Origin of the sequence: Pseudodesulfovibrio sp. 5S69, from assembly GCF_037094465.1 — a bacterium.
Lineage (GTDB): Bacteria > Desulfobacterota > Desulfovibrionia > Desulfovibrionales > Desulfovibrionaceae > Pseudodesulfovibrio > Pseudodesulfovibrio methanolicus.
Map to the genome: position 1 here is coordinate 489,939 of NZ_CP146609.1, position 18,507 is coordinate 508,445.

At 61.9% G+C, this 18,507-nt stretch carries 21 protein-coding genes and 2 tRNA genes; 14 read left to right on the plus strand and 9 right to left on the minus strand.

Annotated elements, in window-relative coordinates; all coding sequences use genetic code 11:
- Positions 1 to 55 precede the first annotated feature (55 nt).
- Both V8V93_RS02250 and V8V93_RS02255 read left to right on the plus strand, forming a co-directional pair.
- Positions 56 to 1,483: a B12-binding domain-containing radical SAM protein gene (locus V8V93_RS02250; protein ID WP_338668748.1), complete on the plus strand. Its 1,428-nt coding sequence runs from the start codon at positions 56 to 58 to the stop codon at positions 1,481 to 1,483.
- 5 nt (positions 1,484 to 1,488) lie between these two features.
- Positions 1,489 to 2,991, plus strand: a complete 1,503-nt coding sequence (locus V8V93_RS02255; RefSeq protein ID WP_338668749.1) for a hypothetical protein — start codon at positions 1,489 to 1,491, stop codon at positions 2,989 to 2,991.
- 163 nt (positions 2,992 to 3,154) lie between these two features.
- Here V8V93_RS02255 and V8V93_RS02260 read toward each other — a convergent pair whose 3' ends face one another.
- On the minus strand, positions 3,155 to 4,105 hold the full coding sequence (locus V8V93_RS02260; protein WP_338668750.1) for a UDP-glucuronic acid decarboxylase family protein: 951 nt from the start codon (positions 4,103 to 4,105) through the stop codon (positions 3,155 to 3,157).
- 225 nt (positions 4,106 to 4,330) lie between these two features.
- Here V8V93_RS02260 and V8V93_RS19455 point away from each other — a divergent pair, with 225 nt between their 5' ends.
- From V8V93_RS19455 to V8V93_RS02275, 3 genes are all read left to right on the plus strand, one after another.
- The gene (locus tag V8V93_RS19455; protein WP_422394434.1) at positions 4,331 to 4,594 is read left to right on the plus strand and encodes a tyrosine-type recombinase/integrase; all 264 of its coding nucleotides are present in this window, start codon (positions 4,331 to 4,333) and stop codon (positions 4,592 to 4,594) included.
- 114 nt (positions 4,595 to 4,708) lie between these two features.
- A complete protein-coding gene (locus V8V93_RS02270; protein WP_338668752.1) occupies positions 4,709 to 5,740 on the plus strand; it encodes a virulence RhuM family protein in 1,032 nt (343 codons plus the stop codon).
- Between the two features lie 91 nt (positions 5,741 to 5,831).
- The gene (locus tag V8V93_RS02275) at positions 5,832 to 6,491 is read left to right on the plus strand and encodes a hypothetical protein (RefSeq protein WP_338668753.1); all 660 of its coding nucleotides are present in this window, start codon (positions 5,832 to 5,834) and stop codon (positions 6,489 to 6,491) included.
- Positions 6,492 to 6,596: 105 nt separating this feature from the next.
- On the opposite strand, the gene V8V93_RS02280 is transcribed toward V8V93_RS02275, so the two are convergent.
- Positions 6,597 to 6,672, minus strand: a tRNA-Glu gene (locus V8V93_RS02280).
- A gap of 6 nt (positions 6,673 to 6,678) precedes the next feature.
- Positions 6,679 to 6,754: transfer RNA gene (locus V8V93_RS02285), tRNA-Lys, on the minus strand.
- Between the two features lie 198 nt (positions 6,755 to 6,952).
- On the opposite strand from V8V93_RS02285, the gene V8V93_RS02290 reads away from it, so the two are divergent.
- A complete protein-coding gene (locus V8V93_RS02290; protein WP_338668754.1) occupies positions 6,953 to 8,218 on the plus strand; it encodes a phenylacetate--CoA ligase family protein in 1,266 nt (421 codons plus the stop codon).
- 403 nt (positions 8,219 to 8,621) lie between these two features.
- Here V8V93_RS02290 and V8V93_RS02295 read toward each other — a convergent pair whose 3' ends face one another.
- A complete protein-coding gene (locus V8V93_RS02295) occupies positions 8,622 to 9,608 on the minus strand; it encodes an arsenic resistance protein (RefSeq protein ID WP_338668755.1) in 987 nt (328 codons plus the stop codon).
- An 18-nt stretch (positions 9,609 to 9,626) separates the two neighbouring features.
- Positions 9,627 to 9,845, minus strand: a complete 219-nt coding sequence (locus tag V8V93_RS02300) for a hypothetical protein (RefSeq protein ID WP_338668756.1) — start codon at positions 9,843 to 9,845, stop codon at positions 9,627 to 9,629.
- Positions 9,846 to 9,949: 104 nt separating this feature from the next.
- Here V8V93_RS02300 and V8V93_RS02305 point away from each other — a divergent pair, with 104 nt between their 5' ends.
- Positions 9,950 to 10,597 (plus strand): Crp/Fnr family transcriptional regulator, encoded by a 648-nt coding sequence (locus V8V93_RS02305; protein WP_338668757.1) that lies wholly within the window; start codon positions 9,950 to 9,952, stop codon positions 10,595 to 10,597.
- Between the two features lie 596 nt (positions 10,598 to 11,193).
- Here V8V93_RS02305 and V8V93_RS02310 read toward each other — a convergent pair.
- The gene (locus V8V93_RS02310; protein WP_338668758.1) at positions 11,194 to 11,835 is read right to left on the minus strand and encodes a DUF2959 domain-containing protein; all 642 of its coding nucleotides are present in this window, start codon (positions 11,833 to 11,835) and stop codon (positions 11,194 to 11,196) included.
- Between the two features lie 66 nt (positions 11,836 to 11,901).
- A complete protein-coding gene (locus tag V8V93_RS02315) occupies positions 11,902 to 12,795 on the minus strand; it encodes a LysR family transcriptional regulator ArgP (RefSeq protein WP_338668759.1) in 894 nt (297 codons plus the stop codon).
- 226 nt (positions 12,796 to 13,021) lie between these two features.
- Between V8V93_RS02315 and V8V93_RS02320 the strand changes: the two genes are divergently transcribed.
- Positions 13,022 to 13,633, plus strand: a complete 612-nt coding sequence (locus V8V93_RS02320; RefSeq protein ID WP_338668760.1) for a LysE/ArgO family amino acid transporter — start codon at positions 13,022 to 13,024, stop codon at positions 13,631 to 13,633.
- A gap of 84 nt (positions 13,634 to 13,717) precedes the next feature.
- Here V8V93_RS02320 and V8V93_RS02325 read toward each other — a convergent pair whose 3' ends face one another.
- Together V8V93_RS02325 and V8V93_RS02330 are read right to left on the minus strand one after the other, a co-directional pair.
- Positions 13,718 to 14,002, minus strand: coding sequence for a hypothetical protein (locus V8V93_RS02325; protein ID WP_338668761.1), 285 nt, complete (start codon positions 14,000 to 14,002; stop codon positions 13,718 to 13,720).
- 107 nt (positions 14,003 to 14,109) lie between these two features.
- Positions 14,110 to 14,319 (minus strand): TOBE domain-containing protein, encoded by a 210-nt coding sequence (locus tag V8V93_RS02330; protein ID WP_338668762.1) that lies wholly within the window; start codon positions 14,317 to 14,319, stop codon positions 14,110 to 14,112.
- A 203-nt stretch (positions 14,320 to 14,522) separates the two neighbouring features.
- Here V8V93_RS02330 and V8V93_RS02335 point away from each other — a divergent pair, with 203 nt between their 5' ends.
- The 6 genes from V8V93_RS02335 to V8V93_RS02360 all read left to right on the plus strand — a co-directional run bounded on the left by V8V93_RS02335 (position 14,523) and on the right by V8V93_RS02360 (position 18,505).
- On the plus strand, positions 14,523 to 14,975 hold the full coding sequence (locus V8V93_RS02335) for a cereblon family protein (RefSeq protein ID WP_338668763.1): 453 nt from the start codon (positions 14,523 to 14,525) through the stop codon (positions 14,973 to 14,975).
- 22 nt (positions 14,976 to 14,997) lie between these two features.
- A complete protein-coding gene (locus V8V93_RS02340; RefSeq protein ID WP_338668764.1) occupies positions 14,998 to 15,816 on the plus strand; it encodes an HD domain-containing protein in 819 nt (272 codons plus the stop codon).
- Between the two features lie 47 nt (positions 15,817 to 15,863).
- Positions 15,864 to 16,475 (plus strand): YigZ family protein, encoded by a 612-nt coding sequence (locus V8V93_RS02345; protein ID WP_338668765.1) that lies wholly within the window; start codon positions 15,864 to 15,866, stop codon positions 16,473 to 16,475.
- Between the two features lie 93 nt (positions 16,476 to 16,568).
- Positions 16,569 to 17,015 carry a hypothetical protein gene (locus V8V93_RS02350; RefSeq protein WP_338668766.1) on the plus strand — a complete coding sequence of 149 codons (447 nt, stop codon included), beginning with the start codon at positions 16,569 to 16,571 and terminating at the stop codon, positions 17,013 to 17,015.
- 97 nt (positions 17,016 to 17,112) lie between these two features.
- Complete coding sequence (locus V8V93_RS02355) at positions 17,113 to 17,712, plus strand: LemA family protein (RefSeq protein WP_338668767.1); 600 nt, start codon at positions 17,113 to 17,115, stop codon at positions 17,710 to 17,712.
- A gap of 13 nt (positions 17,713 to 17,725) precedes the next feature.
- A complete protein-coding gene (locus V8V93_RS02360; RefSeq protein WP_338668768.1) occupies positions 17,726 to 18,505 on the plus strand; it encodes a TPM domain-containing protein in 780 nt (259 codons plus the stop codon).
- The last annotated feature ends 2 nt before the right edge of the window (positions 18,506 to 18,507 follow it).

An 18,507-nucleotide genomic window follows, 5' to 3' on the forward strand; every position in this document is an offset into this window, starting at 1 on the left:
GGCGATGCCCGCCGCGAACCTTTTATGAACGACCACCCGAAGCGGATAACAGCTCATGGCAAACGTACTCCTGGTCCTTCCCTCCATTTTATCCAATGAAAACGACGGTATCGTCACCAAGACGACGGCCAGTTTCCTGCCGCCGCTCGGCCTGGCGTCCATTGCCGCCGTGCTGCGCGAGAACGGCCACGGCGTGGCCATCATCGACGGCGTGGCCGAACACACCCCGCTGCAGGAGATCGTGGACCGGGCGCGGGACTTCGACATCGTCGGCGTCAGCGCCATGACCGCCCACGCCAAGCGGGCCCACGAACTGATCCGCATGCTCCGTTCGCAGCTCGACAAGCCAATCATGGCGGGCGGCGTGCACGCCACCACCATGCCCGCAGAATTTCTGGAAAACGGCGCCGATTTCGTGGTCGTGGGCGAAGGGGAAATGACCACGCTGGAGCTGGCCCAGGCGCTGGACAGCGGCCTGCCGAGAGAGCGGTTCGCCGAGATCAGGGGCCTCTGCCTGCTGCGCGACGGCGAACTCTTCCGCACCCCGAGGCGCCCGCTGATCGAAGACCTCGACAGCCTCCCCCAGCCCGCCCGCGACCTGCTGCCCATGCACCTGTACAGCGCCACCGTGGCCCGGACCACCCGCCAGCCGTCCCACATGCTGCTCGCCTCGCGCGGCTGCCCCGGCGTGTGCAGTTTCTGCGTACACAAGCTCTTCGGCAAAAAGGTGCGCTACAACTCGCCGGAACGGATCATCGACGAGTTCCTCCTCCTGGTGAACGAATACGGGGCCAAGGACGTGGCCATCTTCGACGACAACTTCGCGGCCAACCGGGAGATGGTGATCAAAGTCTGCAACAAGCTCATCGAGCTGGACCTCGACCTGACCTGGTCCATCGAGTCCAGGGTGGACAACGTGGACCGGGAGATCCTGGAGTTGCTCGCCAAGGCCGGGTGCACCTTCATCGCCTACGGCATCGAGTCGGGCTCCCAGCGCGTCCTCGACCAGATGAACAAGGGCGTCACCCTGGACCAGATCCGCGAAGCGGTCAGGATCACCAACGAGGTGGGCATCAAGACGCGCGGCTATCTGATGCTCGGCCACCTGGACGAGACCCCGGAGGAGATGCGCAAGACCATCGAATTCGCCAAGAGCCTCGACCTGGACGTGGCCTCGTTCACCCTGTTCGTGCCCCTGCCCGGCACCCAGGACTACAAGCGCGCCCAGAAATTCGGCCAGTTCGATCCGCAGTTCTACATGAAGGACCTGCTGCTCGAATACAACATGCCCAAATACCCGGTGTACGTGCCCGCGGGCATGACCTCGGAAGAGCTCATGGCCATCCATCGCGAGGCGTACAACAAGCTGTACCTCCGCCCCGGGTACATCTTCAAAAAACTTTTCGAGGTCAGGAACTTCCATGACGTCCGGTCGCTGGTCAAAGGCGGCCTGACGGTGATGAGCAACTTCTTCAGGAGATAAGCCCCATGCCCTCCCGCCTCGACAGAATCTTCGCCTGGGCCGAGAGGCATCCCGCCCAGGTACTCCTCCTGCTTTTCCTGTTCAGCCTCCTGGTCCGGTTCGTGACGGCGGAATACCTGATGGACGGCGACAACGCCAGCAAGTGGATGGAGGCGCGCCGCCTGGCCGCCGGATTGGGCATCTCCCACTGGTACAACCACTCCATGCGCTGGGCCGTCATCCTGCCCCTGGCCGGGCTGATCAAACTCTTCGGGCCGAACCCCCTGTTGACCTATGTGCTGCCTTTCACCCTGGCGTCCGTGGCCTCGGTCTGCATCTGCCTCATCGGCGAGAAAATCCACTCGCTCAAGCTCGGCATCGCCGCTTCCCTGCTGACCACCCTGCTGCCGCTCATGGTGGTCACGGGCAGCCAGATATTTCCCGGCGTGTTCGAACTCGGGTTCACCGCGCTCATGGTCTGGCTGGTCATGGTCTGGATAGACAGGCGGTCCTCCTGGCTCCTGGTCCTGGCGGGCGTCTGCTTTTTCCTGGGCTGGGGGGCGCGCGTGACCGAGCTCTACACCTACCCCGGCATCATCCTGCTCATCTGGCTGCCCACACGCGACGTCAAGGCCGTGCTCCTGTTCACCGCCGTGGCCGCGGGACTGTGTTTCGCGGAGTGGGGCTGGTTCTGGTGGGATTCCGGCAATCCCATGGGGCGGCTCGGCCTGCTCAGCGCCACCAGGGGCGATCATCCGGACCTCCCCATCACCCTCAAGAACTACCTGCTGCAATTCGTCGAACTGAAAAAACTCAAGGGGCTCCTGCCCATAGCCGTATTGACCCTGGCCGCATCCGGAGCCGCCCTGCGCGACAGGGACATGCGCGTGCGCGGCCTCGGCGCGCTGTACCTGGGGTGCATGTTTCTGGTCCTGTACATGATCTCCGGGGTTGCGCCCCTCAAGCTGGCCCTGCCGTACGGCGCGCGATACTACCCCCAGATGGCCCCCTACGGCCTGCTGCTGCTCCTCTACTTCCTGTTCAAGCTGAAGGACCGCCACAGGCGCACGGGGATCGCGCTCATCGCCATCCTGTTCATCAGTTTCGCCGGGTTCTCCATCAAGCGGATTCCGCCCACCAACTCCCTGGTCCAGATGTCCCGCGATTACGCGCTTCTCAGGCCGGTACTCGCCGCGGACAGGCCCATCGTCCTGGTCAACGAGCCGTGGGAGCCCAATTTCATCGAAAAGATACTCATAGAAACCTTCACCAATCCAGCCAGGAAGAAACCTCGGGGTGACAGCTCCATACGCCTCGACATGAGCCGCGACCAGGAGCGCATGGGCGCCCTGTTCCTCGACGACATCGGTCGGTACGCCCAGTTCATCAACGCCCCGCTTGTCCGGGTGGAGAAGTACCGTTACATCCTTCCGTCTTCAAACGGCGGCATCGAGTCCCCAGCGGCCGAATCCGTCTTCGGTCGGAAACTGCACCGCGCGTTCCCCCTGCCTGCGAAAAGCGACTCCTGACCGCCTGGGCGGCCTTCTGCGGGCTGAACCGGACACAGGGGGATAGAAGAACGCCGCCGACGGTTCGCCGGTGTTAAGACCGGCACTCGATAGGGCGGGCATGCGGGGTTGCGCGCCGGACGAAATCCGGCCGCGGGACGTCGGAGCGAACGCCCCCGGGACGTCAGTTGTTTTTCAGGAATTCCTCGAAATAGGCGATCGTCTTGACCAACCCGTCGCGCAGGGCGACCTTCGGCTCCCAGTCCAGGGTCTCTTTGGCCAGGGATATGTCCGGCTTGCGCTGGGTCGGATCGTCCACGGGCAGGTCCTGAAACACGATCCTGGACTTGGAGTTGACCAGATCGAGGACGGTTTCGGCCAGTTCCAGGATGGTGAATTCACTGGGGTTGCCCAGGTTCATGGGGCCTGTGAAGTCATCCGGCGTCCGTTCCATGAACCGGACGAAGGCCTCGATCAGGTCGTCCACATAGCAGAAGCTGCGGGTCTGCTCCCCCTTGCCGTAGACCGTGATATCCTCGCCGCGCAGGGCCTGGACCACGAAGTTGGAGACGACCCGGCCGTCGTCCAGGGCCATGTGGGGGCCGTAGGTATTGAAGAGGCGGGCCACCTTGATGCGCAGGCCATGCTGGCGGCGGTAATCGAAGAACAGGGTCTCGGCGCAACGCTTGCCCTCGTCGTAGCAGGCGCGCGGTCCGATGGGATTGACGTGCCCCCAGTAGGATTCCGGCTGGGGATGGACGGCGGGGTTGCCGTAAATCTCGCTGGTCGAGGCCTGGAATATCTTGGCTCCGGTGCGCTTGGCCAGGCCGAGCATGTTGATGGCACCGTGCACGCTGGTCTTGGTGGTCTGCACCGGGTCGTGCTGGTAGTGGATGGGCGAGGCCGGGCAGGCCAGATTGTAGATCTCATCCACCTCCACATACAGGGGGAAGCAGATGTCGTGACGGAGGACCTCGAAATAGGGATTGTCCATCAGGTGGAGGATGTTGCTCTTCTTCCCGGTGAAGTAATTGTCCACACAGAGGACGTTCCGCCCCATGTCGAGCAGCCGTTCGCAAAGGTGCGAGCCGAGAAAGCCGGAGCCGCCGGTGACGAGGACACTCTTTTTCTTCATGCGGTGACTTCTTACAGTAAAACAGCGTGCTGTCAACTACCGGGCCCCGCGACTTGCCGTTCGCGGACCGGGCGAAATTGAAGTGCCCCCACTTCCGACCTGGATTTCGAGAATGGCAAGATCAGGCCGTGGGCTCGCAAGCGGGAGGGCGGTTCTCTGGAGTACGATTGGCTTCCGCTGACCAATCGACTGCGGCAAGCGCTTTCAGAACACCATAAACAGCGGATTGGTGAACATGTCTCCAGCACCGAGGACGGCTCCCCGTATAAGTGGCGACAGCACCTCATGAAAATCCTGTGCAAGCGGGCGGGAGTGAAGCACTTCACGTTTCACGGAATCCGACACCTGACGGCCTCCATCCTTGCGCAAGAGGGGGTGGACATCCCGACCATTCAAGCCATCCTGCGGCACAAGAACTCGATGACTACGACTCGATATATACACCGGCTGGGCATCACCAAAAATGTCTTGGAGGACGTGTTCGGTTAGCTGGCAACAGACCCCGCAAGTGGACGTCTTCAGGCTTTCCCTTCGTCCATGTGTACTTGTTGAGAATAGGCGCCTGTACTATGCTCGGCCAACCAATCTCAAAAAGGACCTATAATGAGTGATACTAAAGCCGCACCAGACTCTCGAATAGAGATATTCAACGCCCCGGACGGCGGAGTTTCCGTCAAAGTTCACGTGGAAGACCAGACAGTCTGGTTGACGCAGCGATCCATGGCCGAATTGTACCAAACCACCACGCAAAACATCGGAATGCATCTTAAATCGGTTTATGAGGAAGGGGAGCTGGATGAGCAAGCAACTTGTAAGGAATACTTACAAGTTCGAAGTGAGGGGAATCGCGAAATAAATCGCAATTTGAAGCACTACAGCCTGGATGCCATCATTGCTGTGGGATACCGAGTTCGCTCTGCCGTGGGTGTCCAATTTCGGCGATGGGCCACCGAACGGTTGCGGGAGTACATGGTCAAGGGCTTCACCATGGACGACGAGCGGCTGAAGAATCCCGGCGGCTGGGATTACTTCGATGAACTGCTTGAGCGCATCCGGACGATCCGGGCCTCGGAGAAGCGGTTTTACCAGAAGGTCAAAGACCTGTTTTCTCAGACCAGTGCCGATTATGACGGCAAGTCGGAAACAGCCCAGATGTTCTTTAAGACCATCCAAAACAAGATGCTTTTTGCCACTACGGGCAAGACTGCCGCAGAAATTGTGGTGGAACGCGCAGACGCGGCCCTGCCCAACATGGGGCTAACCAGCTTCAAAGGGGATGTGGTCCGCAAGGGTGACGTAATGACCTCCAAAAACTACCTCCAACAAGACGAACTCACCAAGCTGGACCGCCTTGTGGTCATGTTCCTCGACTACGCCGAGGATCGCGCCGAGCAGAGACAGCGCATCACTATGGACGAATGGATTGAAATGACTGACCGCTTCTTGACCTTTAACGAGCGCGACGTCCTCACCAATGCCGGGAAGGTCTCCCACAAGCAGGCTGAAAAGCATGCCCACGGTGAATACAAGACGTATGACGATGCTCGTAGGCGGCGTGAGTTGGAAGAGGCCGAAATCGAAGCCGAGCGGGACTTTGAGGAATTAGTGAAGGGGATTGAGCGGGGAAAAGCTTAATTGGGAAGGGGTTCCGAATGATAGCCACAATCAAAACCTGATCCATGGCTTGATATCGGTGTGAAATTTTTTTCACTAGCGAGGAATGTCTATGCCTCCAATCGACAGAAAAGCTATGCGGGCTAGTCTGAGGTCAACCCATGTGCGTATGATGAAATGTTGGCTTACGACTAACCCCTTCCCGACAAACCCGATCGAATATCATGAGTCTGAATGGGCTGGGTGGATTGACCGTGTGAAAGGTGGTGCAGAAGCTGCATTAAATGCTATTCCCCAGCTCCCAGCGGGTTGCCCCCCAGATTATTATGCCGAAGAGATTGTAAGAGAACGTGAGCTATCTCGGATTATGCTCGCAGCTTTAACCGTCGGAATGTGGGCAAAGCTTGAAGACTTTTTGAGACGCTGCATTAGAGCGTGGAACTATGATGCCCTCTCTCCAATTCAATACGATTGCCATAAGATAGTAGATTTCGTTAAGTGCTTTGACCAAGCTGTTGGCATAAAACTAGACGATCTCCCAAGATATGAATATGCCAATGCCATTAGGGTCCTCGCGAACACATTTAAGCACAATAACGGACGCTATAAACCAGATTCCTTTCCGATAAATACCACAATTGCAAAACGATGGGGAATTGAGGAGCGCCAAAAGGTGGACTATGAAGGACTGCCTTTTGCCGATTTACTGCTTGATTGTGGAGCATTTTGTGGCGAGTTGTCGGAAAGAGTGCGTTCCAAATTGACTATTTGAACCAGAAGGTTCGTTCTCTGGGGTTTTTCGGCATCATTTTACACGTAATTTTACACGCAAACAAAAACGGGCTACAGCGATTTGCTGTAACCCGTTGATTTGTCTTGGCGTCCCCAAGGGGGTTTGAACCCCTGTTGCCGGCGTGAGAGGCCGGAGTCCTAGGCCACTAGACGATGGGGACGCATTCTGGTGGGTCGTACTGGGCTCGAACCAGTGACTCTCTGCTTAAAAGGCAGATACTCTACCAACTGAGTTAACGACCCATGACCCGTCAGGGAAAGTATGAGTATCCATTTGGTATCCCGGTGTCAAGCATATTCTGCAACTTCCCGTTATGGCAAATTGTGCTTGCAACTGTTCGGAATGTCTGTAAAATTAAAGTTTTTCTTGCAAAATTATTCCGGTGTGTTATAGTCCCGCTCCCTGTCCGATATGGAATCCAAGCCACCAAGGAGCTACATATGACACGAAAAGACCGTACCGAGGGAATCTATTCCCGCCGCGAGGTGCTCGACGAGTCCGAGCGCAGGCAGTACTGCCAGTTGCAGTTAAAAGAGCTGCTTTCCTATGCCTACAGGTACTCCGAGGACGTCAAGAAGCGGTTCGACCGCGCCCAGTTCAACGTGGACAAGTTCCGCGTGCTCAACGACCTCAAGCATATCCCCATCATCAAGAAAAAGGAACTGATCTTTCTCCAGTCCATGGGCCCCCGCCTCGGCGGGCTGCTGACCAAGGACCTGGGCGAATTGCAACGCGTGTTCCTTTCCCCGGGCCCGATCTTCGACCCCGAAGACCGCTCCGAGGATTACTGGGGCTGGACCGAAGGCTTCTACGCCGCGGGCTTCCGCTCCGGCGACCTGGCCCAGATCACCTTCAACTACCACCTGGCCCCGGCCGGGCTGATGTTCGAAGAGCCCCTGCGCAACCTGTCCTGCGCCGTGGTGCCCGCCGGTCCCGGCAACACCAACTCGCAGATCGAGATCATGCAGAAGCTGCGCGTCACCGGCTACGTGGGCACCCCCAGCTACCTCATGCACCTGGCCCAGAAGGCCGAGGAAGCGGGCCTGTCCCTGCGCAAGGACCTGTTCCTGGAAGTGGCCTTCGTCACCGGCGAAAAGTTCTCCGAGAAGATGCGCTCCACCCTGGAAAAGAAGTTCGACTGCATCATGCGCCAGGGCTACGGCACCGCGGACGTGGGCTGCATCGGCTACGAGTGCTTCCACAAGTCCGGCCTGCACCTGTCCAACCGCGCCTTTGTCGAGATCTGCCACCCCGACACCGGCATCCCGCTCAAGGACGGCGAGGTCGGCGAGATCGTGGTCACCGCCTTCAACCGCACCTACCCGCTCATCCGCCTGGCCACCGGCGACCTCGGCTACCTGGACCGCACCCCGTGCGCCTGTGGCCGCACCTCCCCGCGCCTGGGCGGCATCGTCGGCCGCGTGGACACCACCGCCCGCATCAAGGGCATGTTCGTGTACCCGCATCAGGTCGAGCAGGTCATGGCCCGGTTCGAAGAGGTCAAACGCTGGCAGATCGAAGTCACCAACCCCGGCGGCATCGACGAGATGATCCTGTCCATCGAGGCGGGCCAGTTCAACCAGGAGGACGAACTCCTCCACCTCTTCCGCGAGAAGATCAAACTGCGTCCCATCCTCAAGGTCCTCGCCCCCGGCACCCTGCCCCCGCAGATCCGCCCCATCGAAGACAAGCGCACCTGGGACTAACCGTCCACTGACGCTCACAATAAACCCCGCCCGACGAGTCCGTCGGGCGGGGTTTTTTTTGATGCCTCCGGGCCTCCAGCCGTTGGCGAGTCTTCGAGCCCTACGGATGAGGACAGCAGCGATCGGCCAGGGGGAAACTTTTGAGAGAAAGTTTCCCCTGGACTCCCTTCCGACTTTTTGTCGCCGCTGTCGCGGGTCAGTGCTCGGTATGACGTGCCGTTTTACGAACAGGTTTCCCGACCCGTTACGATGGTACCGTGAAGCAGCACGCCTTGTCGTGTCCACACCCGCGAAGCGGCGCCAGAGAGTTCAGGAAAGGAGGGATGGGGGGCCGGGGAAGGGAGGAAAGAACCCTTTCCGAAGAGTTTTCCTCCCCTTCCCCGGCCGCCGGAGGCTTCTTCTCCTAAGCCGGTTGGCGGGCCATCTCCTCGGGCAGCCCGAAGACCTTGGGAGTGAAGCGGACGTACCAGGCCGCGGACTGGACCTGGACGATATAGGCCATGGCGATGACCAGGGCTGCGTCCGAGCCCTGTGTGCCGAAGGCGTTGATGGCGATGGCGAGCGCGATGGACAGGTTGCGCATGACCGAGCCGTAGACCAGGGCGATGGCGTCGCCGCGCGGCAGCAGGGATTTGCCGATGATCGTGGAGAGCAGGAAGTTGAAGCCGTAGAGCAGGAGCAGGGGCACGAGGATGTCCAGGAGCAGGCCGGGCGCGGCCGCGATGGTCCGTGCCTTGAGGGCCAGGGCCACGAACACGATGCCGAGCACGCCCACGGTGGACAGGCCCGGAAACTTCGGGCCGATGTCGCGCTGGAAGGCCTGTTGCCCGTAGCGCTTCACCAGGAACCGCTGGGTCAGGTAGCCCAGTGCCATGGGCAGGAAGACGATGAACAGGATCTGCTTGAACACGGCGGATAGCTGCATCTGGATGGCCGTGCCCATCAGGGCCTGGACGTAGAAGGGGGTGGTCAGCGACCCTGCGATGAGGCCGATGACGGTCATCTTGACCGCGGCGGACATGTTGCCCTTGGCGAACCCGGTCCAGGAGATGGTCATGCCGCTGGTGGGCACCAGCCCGGCCAGGAGCAACCCCAGGGCCATATACGGCCTGTCGCGGAAAAAGAGCAGGCCGACGCCGAAGGTCAGGAAGGGAATCAGCCCGAAATTGATGAGCTGGGTCAGGAATTGCGCTTTGGCGTCGCCCCCCTCGAAGACCTTGCGGATCTTGAGCGTGACCATCATGGGATAGACCATGAGGAAGGTGAACGGGATGATCGCGGTTTTCAGCCAGCCGGTATCCGCCCACAGGCCGTAGGCAAACCCGGCAACCATCATCCCCGGAATGGCGTAGATCAAGTTTCTGGTCAGTTTCTGCAATATGCCGAACATGGGATACTCCTTGCGGTGTTATTCCTGGCCCGACCCGGCCATTTCGGTGGCGCGGCACTCGGGGTCGGAGCAGCAGGGGGCCTCGCCGTCGCGGTAGACGACGACCCCGTGGCGCACCGGCTCGACGATGTACCGCCTGGAACATTCCTCGCAATTGACGTAGAAGGGGGCGTAGTTGTCGAATTCGCCCACCACCTGGCCTGCGTTGCAATACGGACAGCGGATGGTTGCGCTCATGGGGGGACCTCCTTGCTTTTTCTCGTTGTCGCCCCCAAACTAGGCGTGCGACGCCCCTTTTGCATTGATCTCGATCAACAATCAGCACTTTTTCGGGGAATTTCATGCCACCAAGCGAACTCAAGAGCGAAATCCGCGCGTTTCCCATCTTCGACCGGCTCGACGACGCCCAACTCGACCGCATCGCCTCGCACGCCGAGGTCCTGCGCTTTCCCAAAAAATCCATGTTCTTCAGCGAGGACAACTCGGCCCAGGGGCTGCACGTGCTCCTGACCGGGCAGGTCAAGCTCTTCCGCCTGGCCGAGGACGGCAAGGAACAGACCATCTTCGTGTTCGGCCCCGGCGAGCCGTTCTGCCTGTGCTCCACCTTCTCGGACGGCAAGCTGCCTGCCAACCTCGGTGCGCTTGAGGACAGCCGCGTCCTGTTCATCCGCCCCAAGGAATACGAACGCCTGGTGCGGGAGGACCCGTCCATCCTCCTGACCATGATGCGGGTCATGTCCCGACGCCTCAAGGAGGCCATGGACATGATCGATTCCCTGTCCCTCAAGCAGGTCCCCTCCCGGCTCATGGCCTACTTCGAAAGCCGGCACCAGGGCGGCCGCGTCACCCTCGATCTCTCCCAACGCGAACTCGCCAAGATCATCGGCATCACCCCCGAGGCCCTGTCCCGCACCCTGCGCAAAATGGCCGACAACGGCGACATTCGTATGGACGGGAACGACATCTTTCTGCTCGACATGGAGGCGTAGGGGGCTGCCTCCGGCGGCCCTCCCGGGGGGCTCCTTCGGAGAGACCAGGGCGCTGCCCTGGACCCGCCAGGGAGCAAAGCCCCCTGGACCCCCATGTTCGCTTCGCTCAGGGGCGTGCGGCTGCGGAAGGCTGCGACGGGACGCCTTCCGCCGTGCCGGTGGGCAATTTCGGACGGGGAAAACGGGTGAAAGGACGAGCCGCTTCTTGAAACGAATTACGCCGTTTTCCCCGCCCGAAATCGCGGGTTTTGTTTTTTGGGGAAAGATATAGCCTGCTAAGAAAGATTTCTTTCACTGTTTCAACACGCCGCAAACCCCATTCTCCGAGTTCCGCCTGTCCCGCCTGCGGCGTTGGCTACCTACGCGAACCCTTCGGGGCACCACCCGACCAAGCTACTCCCTCCTCCACGCGCAGCACTCCGCCATCCCGCGCCCGCACGCCCCTGCCGAAGGCACACAAAAAGTTTGGGAGGGTCCAGGGAACCTTTTCCAAAAGGTTCCCTGGCGGGGTCCGGGGCAGCGCCCCGGCCGCCGGAGGCGAAAAAAAGGGCCCGCAACCAGTGGTTACGGGCCCCCTTTATCGTCTGGAGTCAGTGTTATTCCAGGGTCTTGATGAAGGAGTCGGCCTCGGCGATGGACTTGTCCATTTCCTTGATGAGGGAGTCCACGTTGGTGCGGATGGAGGTGAGTTCGCCCTGGAGCGAGGCGATGGCTTTGGCGTTGAGGTTGTGCTTGAGATAGAGGACCTGATCGTGGAAGGCGTTGAGCACCGGGTGCATTTTCTTTTCGGCGTTGCGCATGGCCTTGATCAGACCGTTGTATTTCTTTTTGGTGGCGGCGAGTTTCTGTTCGCTGGACCGGCGCAGTTTGGCGCTGGAGTATTGTTTGATCTCGCCGCTCCATTCGTCGAACAGGGCGTTGGCCACGTCTTCGACGGAGTCGATGCGCGCCTTGACGTCGTCCGCCTGGTCCTTGCAGTCCTCGTATTCGCCATTGAGCTTTTCGTAGACTTCCTGGAGCTTGCCGCCGTCGAAGTCGACCACGGACTTGAACTGTTCCAGAGCGGAGGCAAACTGTTCCTTGGCGTCTTTCTGGGATTCGCGGGCGTTCTCGACCCGGTCGGACAGGATCTCGCGCTTGTCGTAGCCCATGGACTCCATGGCTGAATAGTAGGTCTTGGAGCAGCCGTAGGCGAGGAAGAGGGTGAGGATGGACAGGGCCAGGGCGAACCGTTTCATACGTAACTCCTTGAAGGCGGCGAATGTTTTTCCGGTAAATACAACAAAGGGTCGGGATGGGCAAACCTAAGTGCGCTGCGCGAGCAGGCTGCGCGCGCCCCGGACCAGGGCGTCGGTAAAGGAGGTCAGGCGGGCGGATTCGAGGTTCCAGCACTGCCAGTGCAGGCGCACGGTGAAGACGTGGCCCGGCAGGAGATCGACGAGTTCGCCGCGTTCCAGGTAGGGCGCGGCCTGCTGGTCCGGGAGCATGCCGGACACCCGGCCCGAAGCGATGGCCGGGGCGAACTTTTCGGACGAGGGCAGGTAGAAGGGCGACCGCAGGCCGGGCCGCTGCCCGAGGGCCTCGGCCAGGAGGAGCTCATGCATGACATCCTTGCGGTTGAAGACCAGAATCGGGGCAGTTTCAACGTCCTCCAACACTGCGCCGTTACTATACCATTTCATTTTGTATGACGGCGTAGCATACATTCGGTAATCCATGTCGCCGAGGTATTCCACGCGGCAACCCTGGACCGGTTCGGCGCGGTCCGCGACGCAGCCGAGGACGTCGCCGGCCTTGAGGAGTTTGAGGGTCTCGGCCTGGTCGTCCACGGACAGGTCCAGGAGCACGGGTTCGCCGTCCAGGTAGTCGTCCACGGCCGGGAAGAACCAGGTGGCCAGGGAGTCGGCGTTGACGCCCACGGCCAGGGTGTCGAACCCGGCGTCATTTTGGCCCAGCCCGGCACCCAGGTCCTCTTCGAGCCGCCGCACCTGGCGGAAATGCTTGAGCATGGCCTGTCCGGCCACGGTGGGCCGGGGCGGCGAGGAGCGCACCAGGAGCACGCACCCGGCCTGCTCTTCCAGCAGCTTGACCCGCTGGGACACGGCCCCCTGGGTCAGGTGCAGGACCCGCGCCCCCTTCTCGAACCCGCCCTCCCCGACCACGGCGGCAAAGGCCTCGACCAACTTGTAATCCAGCATCCTGCTTCATTAGCATTTCTAATGCACCCAGAAAACAATTAGTTTTACACCATCGCCCTTCCAGCTCTACAACGCCCCCAACAACAACCTGAACCAACACCCACCCCTCCCCGCGAAGCGGCCCAAAAAGCTCAGGAGGGAGAAGGGATGGAGGTCCGGGGAGGGAAGAGGGAAGCCCTTTTCAGAGGGTTCCTCTTCCCTTCCCCGGCCGCCGGAGGCACAACACATGACACCATTCATACAGGGGTACGCTATGGGGGGCGGGTTGATCGTGGCCATCGGGGCGCAGAACGCGTTCGTTTTGACGCAGGGGGTCCGGCGCAACCATCACCTGGCGGTGGCGGCCCTGTGCATCCTGTGTGACGGGCTGCTCATCGGCCTGGGCGTGACGGGCGTGGGCGCGGTGGTGGCGTCCAACCCGACTCTGGGGCTGGTCGCAGCCTGGGGCGGAGCGGCCTTTCTGGCCTGGTACGGGCTGGGCGCGCTTAGGGCGGCATTGCGCGGCGGTTCCATGGAGACGCGGCGGGAGGTGGAGCAGGGGCTCAAGCGCACCCTGGTCCTGACCCTGGCCGTGACCCTGCTCAACCCGCATGTCTATCTGGACACCGTGGTGCTCATGGGCTCGGTCAGCGGACAGTATCCGGGCTCGGCACGGTACGCCTTCGGCCTGGGTGCATTCGCGGCCTCGACCACCTGGTTCCTGGGCCTGAGCCTGGGCGGCCAAGTTCTGGCCCCGCTCTTTTCCCGCGACCTGACCTGGCGCATCCTGGACGGCGCGGTCTGCCTGACCATGTGGACCATCGCCGCCTCCCTGCTTCGGCCCGTGCTCTTTGCCTGACCAGCGGTGCTACCGGCCAGGAACGACATATAGCCTGCTATTTCTTTGGTCGGATGTTCCCGAAATACACTAATAAAATCAGTTCTATTCGTTGTCCTTCGACCGACCGTGAAGGAAGAGGCTCTCCCAGTCCAGGGGCACGAGGCTGCGGCTGTTCCGCCACTGGAGATAGGCCCACCCTTCGGCGGGAATGGTGCGCACCAGGACCTTGTTGACGAACTGCTTGCCGTCGTCGCCGCAGCACTTGCAGGCCCAGCCGCAGATGTCGCAGGTACAGCCGCCGGTCTTGACCATCTCCTTGTTGGTGCCGGAGTTGTCGCAGCAGGCATCGCACAGGCGCAGGTGGGGGGAATCGGTTTCTCGGGGCATGCTCCACCTCTACGGCTGGGCGGCGCGACGGTCAACCCCGCTCCATGGACGCAAAAAGGCGGACGCCCCGAGAGGCGTCCGCCTTGCTATCAGCCGTTGGGCTTCGGTTAGTCCTTGGCGATCATGACGCTGGTGGCCTTGACCATGGCGTCGACCTTGTCGCCGACCTTGATGCCCATGCGTTCCACGGAATTCTTGGTGATGACCGAGACCATCTCCACGCCGGGAGCGATTTCGATGACGACCTCGGCGTTGACCATGCCGATGGTGACTTCCTTGACGGTGCCGGGGATGAGATTGCGGGCGCTTAATTTCATGATTCCTCCAATGATTCAAATGTGTTCTATTTTGACGAATGTCAGTCTCGACGCCACGTTGGGCCGGACGGCATCATGCTGCTCCAGACATAATGTAACCTCCTCCGAAAAAAAGGGAAGCACAAGATGCACCCGGGGCGGAAAAAATACGGCGCGCTCGACCAAAGGCGGCCGGTGTCGTATAGGCGAGGTGGAGGCCGAGTATGACCATTCATTGCAAGACACTGAAACGCGCGTTGCGCGGGGAACCGGACCGTGATCCGCCGTCCTCCGGGGATTTGCCGGACGGTCCGGGTGCGGGCGCGCGTCTGGAGCCCGCGGCCGTGGAGACCGGCGGGGTGCTGGTCTGCCGGGCCTGCCGCAACCGGATCACCCGGCGCGACCTGGGCATGGAGATCAACGGCAGGCACCGACACGTGTTCTTCAACCCGGAGGGGCTGGTCTTCGAGCTGGGCTGCTTCGCCTCGGCCAGAAACCTGGCCCCGGCCGGGCCCGAGACCGACGAATTCACATGGTTCCCCGGCTACCGCTGGCAGGTGGTCCTGTGCACCGGCTGCTCCACCCAGTTGGGCTGGCGGTACGTGGGCCGAGACGGCGGGTTTTTCGGGCTTATCCTCAAGGCGCTGCGGGAGGAGGAACCGGGGATCCGGCCATAGCCCTCTGGCAAGCCGCGGCCACTTGCGCTACAACGTTGCCATGGATACCCGCATCACCCGCTGCCTCCGCTGGCTCGTCGACTATGCCCGGACCTTCGAGGACCGCGCACCCGAGGAACTCCGCGTCCGGGTCCGGCGCAAGATCGTCCACCCCATGCGCGTACTGGCCCACGTGCGCCACATCCTGAAAGAAGAACGGCCCACGCCGGAGCTGGCCCTGGCCGCCGAGATCGCGGCCATCCTGCACGACGCAGGGCGGTTCGCCCAGTTGGTGGACCGCAGGACCGCGGACGACGGCAGCGAATACGACCACGGCCGGGAGGGCGCGCGCATCCTGGACGGAAGCGACGTCCTCGACGTGCTGGACGGCCATTGGCGGTCGGTGGTCATCGAGGCCGTACGCCTGCACAATCGGGCCGCCCTGCCCGAAGGGATGGAACCGGACGCGCGGGTGGTGACCGAAATGGTCCGGGACGCGGACAAGCTCGACGCGGTGCGCAACAGCGTGGGCGGCCTGCTGCGCAAGGAACTGACCGGCAGGGCGATCAAGTACGGCATCACCGTGCACCCCACCGAGGTCTCGGCCGACACGGTCCGCCGCACGCGGGAGCGCAAGCTCATCCCATACGCGTCCATGCGCTGGTCCAACGACTTCGTCCTGTTCCTGTGCGCCTGGGTCCACGACCTGCACTTCTCCTACGCCTACAACCGGCTGATCGACACCGGCCACTTTGAGCAGTTGCTGGCCCTGCTGCCAAACCAGGGGGTGTTCCCGGAGCTCAAGGCGCAGTTGCGCGGCGACCTCCACCGGCTGGCCGGGCGGAAACGTACCGTGGCGTGAGCCGGGCCGGGGTTGACCCTGCTCGAATAGCCGGGCTACACCGGCCCATGGCCGAACGATACCCCATCCCCGCCGCCTTCCACAGGGTGGAGGAGACCATCAAGCGCAGCCGGTTCATGGCCTCCCTGGGCCACGCCCCGGACACCGAATCCGCCCGCGCGTTCGTGGCCGCCGTCAAAGCGGAATTCCCGGACGCCACGCACAACTGCTGGGCCTTCAACGCCGGTCCGCCGGGCGACACGGCCTGCGTGGGCCTGAGCGACGACGGCGAGCCGGGCGGCACGGCGGGCAAGCCCATGCTGGGCGTCCTGCACCACTCGGGCGTGGGCGAGATCGCCGTGGTGGTCACCCGCTGGTTCGGCGGCACCAAGCTCGGCACCGGCGGCCTGGTCCGGGCCTACGGCGGGATGGTCAACCTCGGCCTGGAAACCCTGCCCCTCCGCGACCGGGTCGTGACCAAGCGTCTCGGAGTTTCCCTGCCCTACCCGGCCGTGACCCTCTTCAAGCGGCTGCTGCCCGACTTCGAGGCCGAGGTGACGGAAGAGGCCTTCAGCGACGTGGCCGGGTTCGGCGTGGAATTGCCCGAGGAGCATGTGGACCCGTTTTCCGACGCCGTGGCCGAATTGACCGGCGGACGCGCGGAAATACACGAAAAATGATGGGTTCACCGGTTGCGGACCGCCCGGAAAATGGGCTAGCCTAAACTAGGCTTTTGATAATCCGGGGTAACAGCAAGGTGAAAAGCAGGTTCCATGTCCACACAAAAATTGCGAGCGATCTATAAACAACTTACCGACAAAATTGACATTTCAAAAGAAAAGGCCCTGTTTGAGATCAAGGAGCTGAAGACAGACCTCAACGAACTCCAACGGCACCTCTCCGGACGCAAGAAGGAGACCGACATCCAGCCGGAGGACCTCATGCGGTCCGTCTACGAGATCGCCCAGTTTCTGCGGGACATGCAGAAACGCGAGGAAATCCTGGCCGAGCTGGAAGAGGTGGCCGCCGAGACCGAAGCCGAGGAATACCTGCTCTCGCGCGGGGCCAAGCTCCTGACCCGGCCCGCCGGCTGGCACTTCCAGACCGCCAAGGAGCGGTTCCTGCTCCACGAATCCGACATGGTCAAGGCCGCGGCCGAGCTGCGCAAGCTCCTGGCCGCGGGCAAGCGGCTCAAGAAGCCGGCCAAGAAGAAAAAATAGCCGGATTTAGGGCAATCCTCCCGGCCCGCCTTGACTTTCGCGCCGCCGGGCGCATTTGTAACCCATGACGACAACCCCAACCAAGGGAAAACAAGCCATGCTCAAACGACTTGTCACGGTCCTTGCGGCCCTGTTTATCGCCGCGTCCCTGGCCGGATGCGGCTACAACTCCATGCAGCAGCAGGAGGAAGAGGTCTACGGCGCCTGGGCCAACCTGGAATCCGCCCTGCAACGCCGCGCGGACCTGATCCCCAACCTGGTGGAAACGGTCAAGGGCGCGGCCGCGCACGAAAAATCCACCCTGACCGCCGTGGTCGAGGCGCGCGCCAAGGCCACCCAGACCAAGCTCACCCCGGAGATGCTGACCGACAAGAACGCCCTGGCCAATTTCCAGGCCGCGCAGGGCGCGCTCTCCTCGGCCCTGTCCCGGCTCATGGTCGTGGTCGAACGCTACCCGGACCTCAAGGCCAACCAGAATTTCCTGGCCCTCCAGCACCAGCTCGAAGGCACCGAGAACCGCATCAACGTGGCCCGACAGCGCTACAACGAGGCGGTCAAGACCTTCAACTACTCCATCCGCAAGTTCCCGAACTCACTGACCAACTCGCTGCTGCTCCACCTGGAGCGCAAAGAGTTCTTCGAGGCCGAGCCGGGCGCCAAGACCGCCCCCAAGGTCAACTTCGGGTCCGAGTCCTAGGCGGGGAGTCACGGTGCGCTTCCTCAAGATCGGACTGTCCGCCCTCTTTCCGGCCCTGATCCTGGTCCTCGGCCTGAGCGCCGCGGCCCTGGCCCTGGACGTGCCCCCGTACACCACGCGGGTCAACGACCTGGCCAAAATGATGTCCCCCCGGACCCGGCAGACCCTCGAAAGCCAACTGGCCGCCCTGGAGGAGTCGGACTCCACCCAGGTGGCGGTCCTGACCGTCCCGTCGCTCAAGGGCGACTCCATGGAGGACTTCTCCATCCGCGTGGCCGAGGCCTGGAAGGTCGGCCAGAAGGGCTTCGACAACGGGGTCATCCTCCTGGTCAGCAAGGCGGACCGCAAGATCCGCATCGAGGTCGGCTACGGCCTGGAAGGACGCCTCACCGACGTCCTTGCCGGGCAGATCATCGACAACATCATCAGCCCGCAGTTCCGGGCCGGACGATTTGACCGGGGCTTCCTCGAAGGCGTCACCGCCATCACCGGGGCCGTGCGCGGCGAGTTTACCGCCCTGCCCAAGAAGCCCAAAAGCAAGCTCAACATCCTGGCCATCCTCATCGGCCCCATGATCTTCATCATCCTGCTGACCGAGAAGTTCGGCCGCCGCCGCATACCCGGCGCCGCTCAGGGGGCCGACACGGTCCGGCGCAGCGGCCCCGGCTTCATCTACATGCCCGGCCCGCGCAGCGGCGGCGGAGGCTTCGGCGGCGGTGGCTTCGGCGGCGGCGGATTCGGCGGGTTCGGCGGCGGCGGATTCGGAGGCGGCGGGGCCTCCGGCGGCTGGTAAAC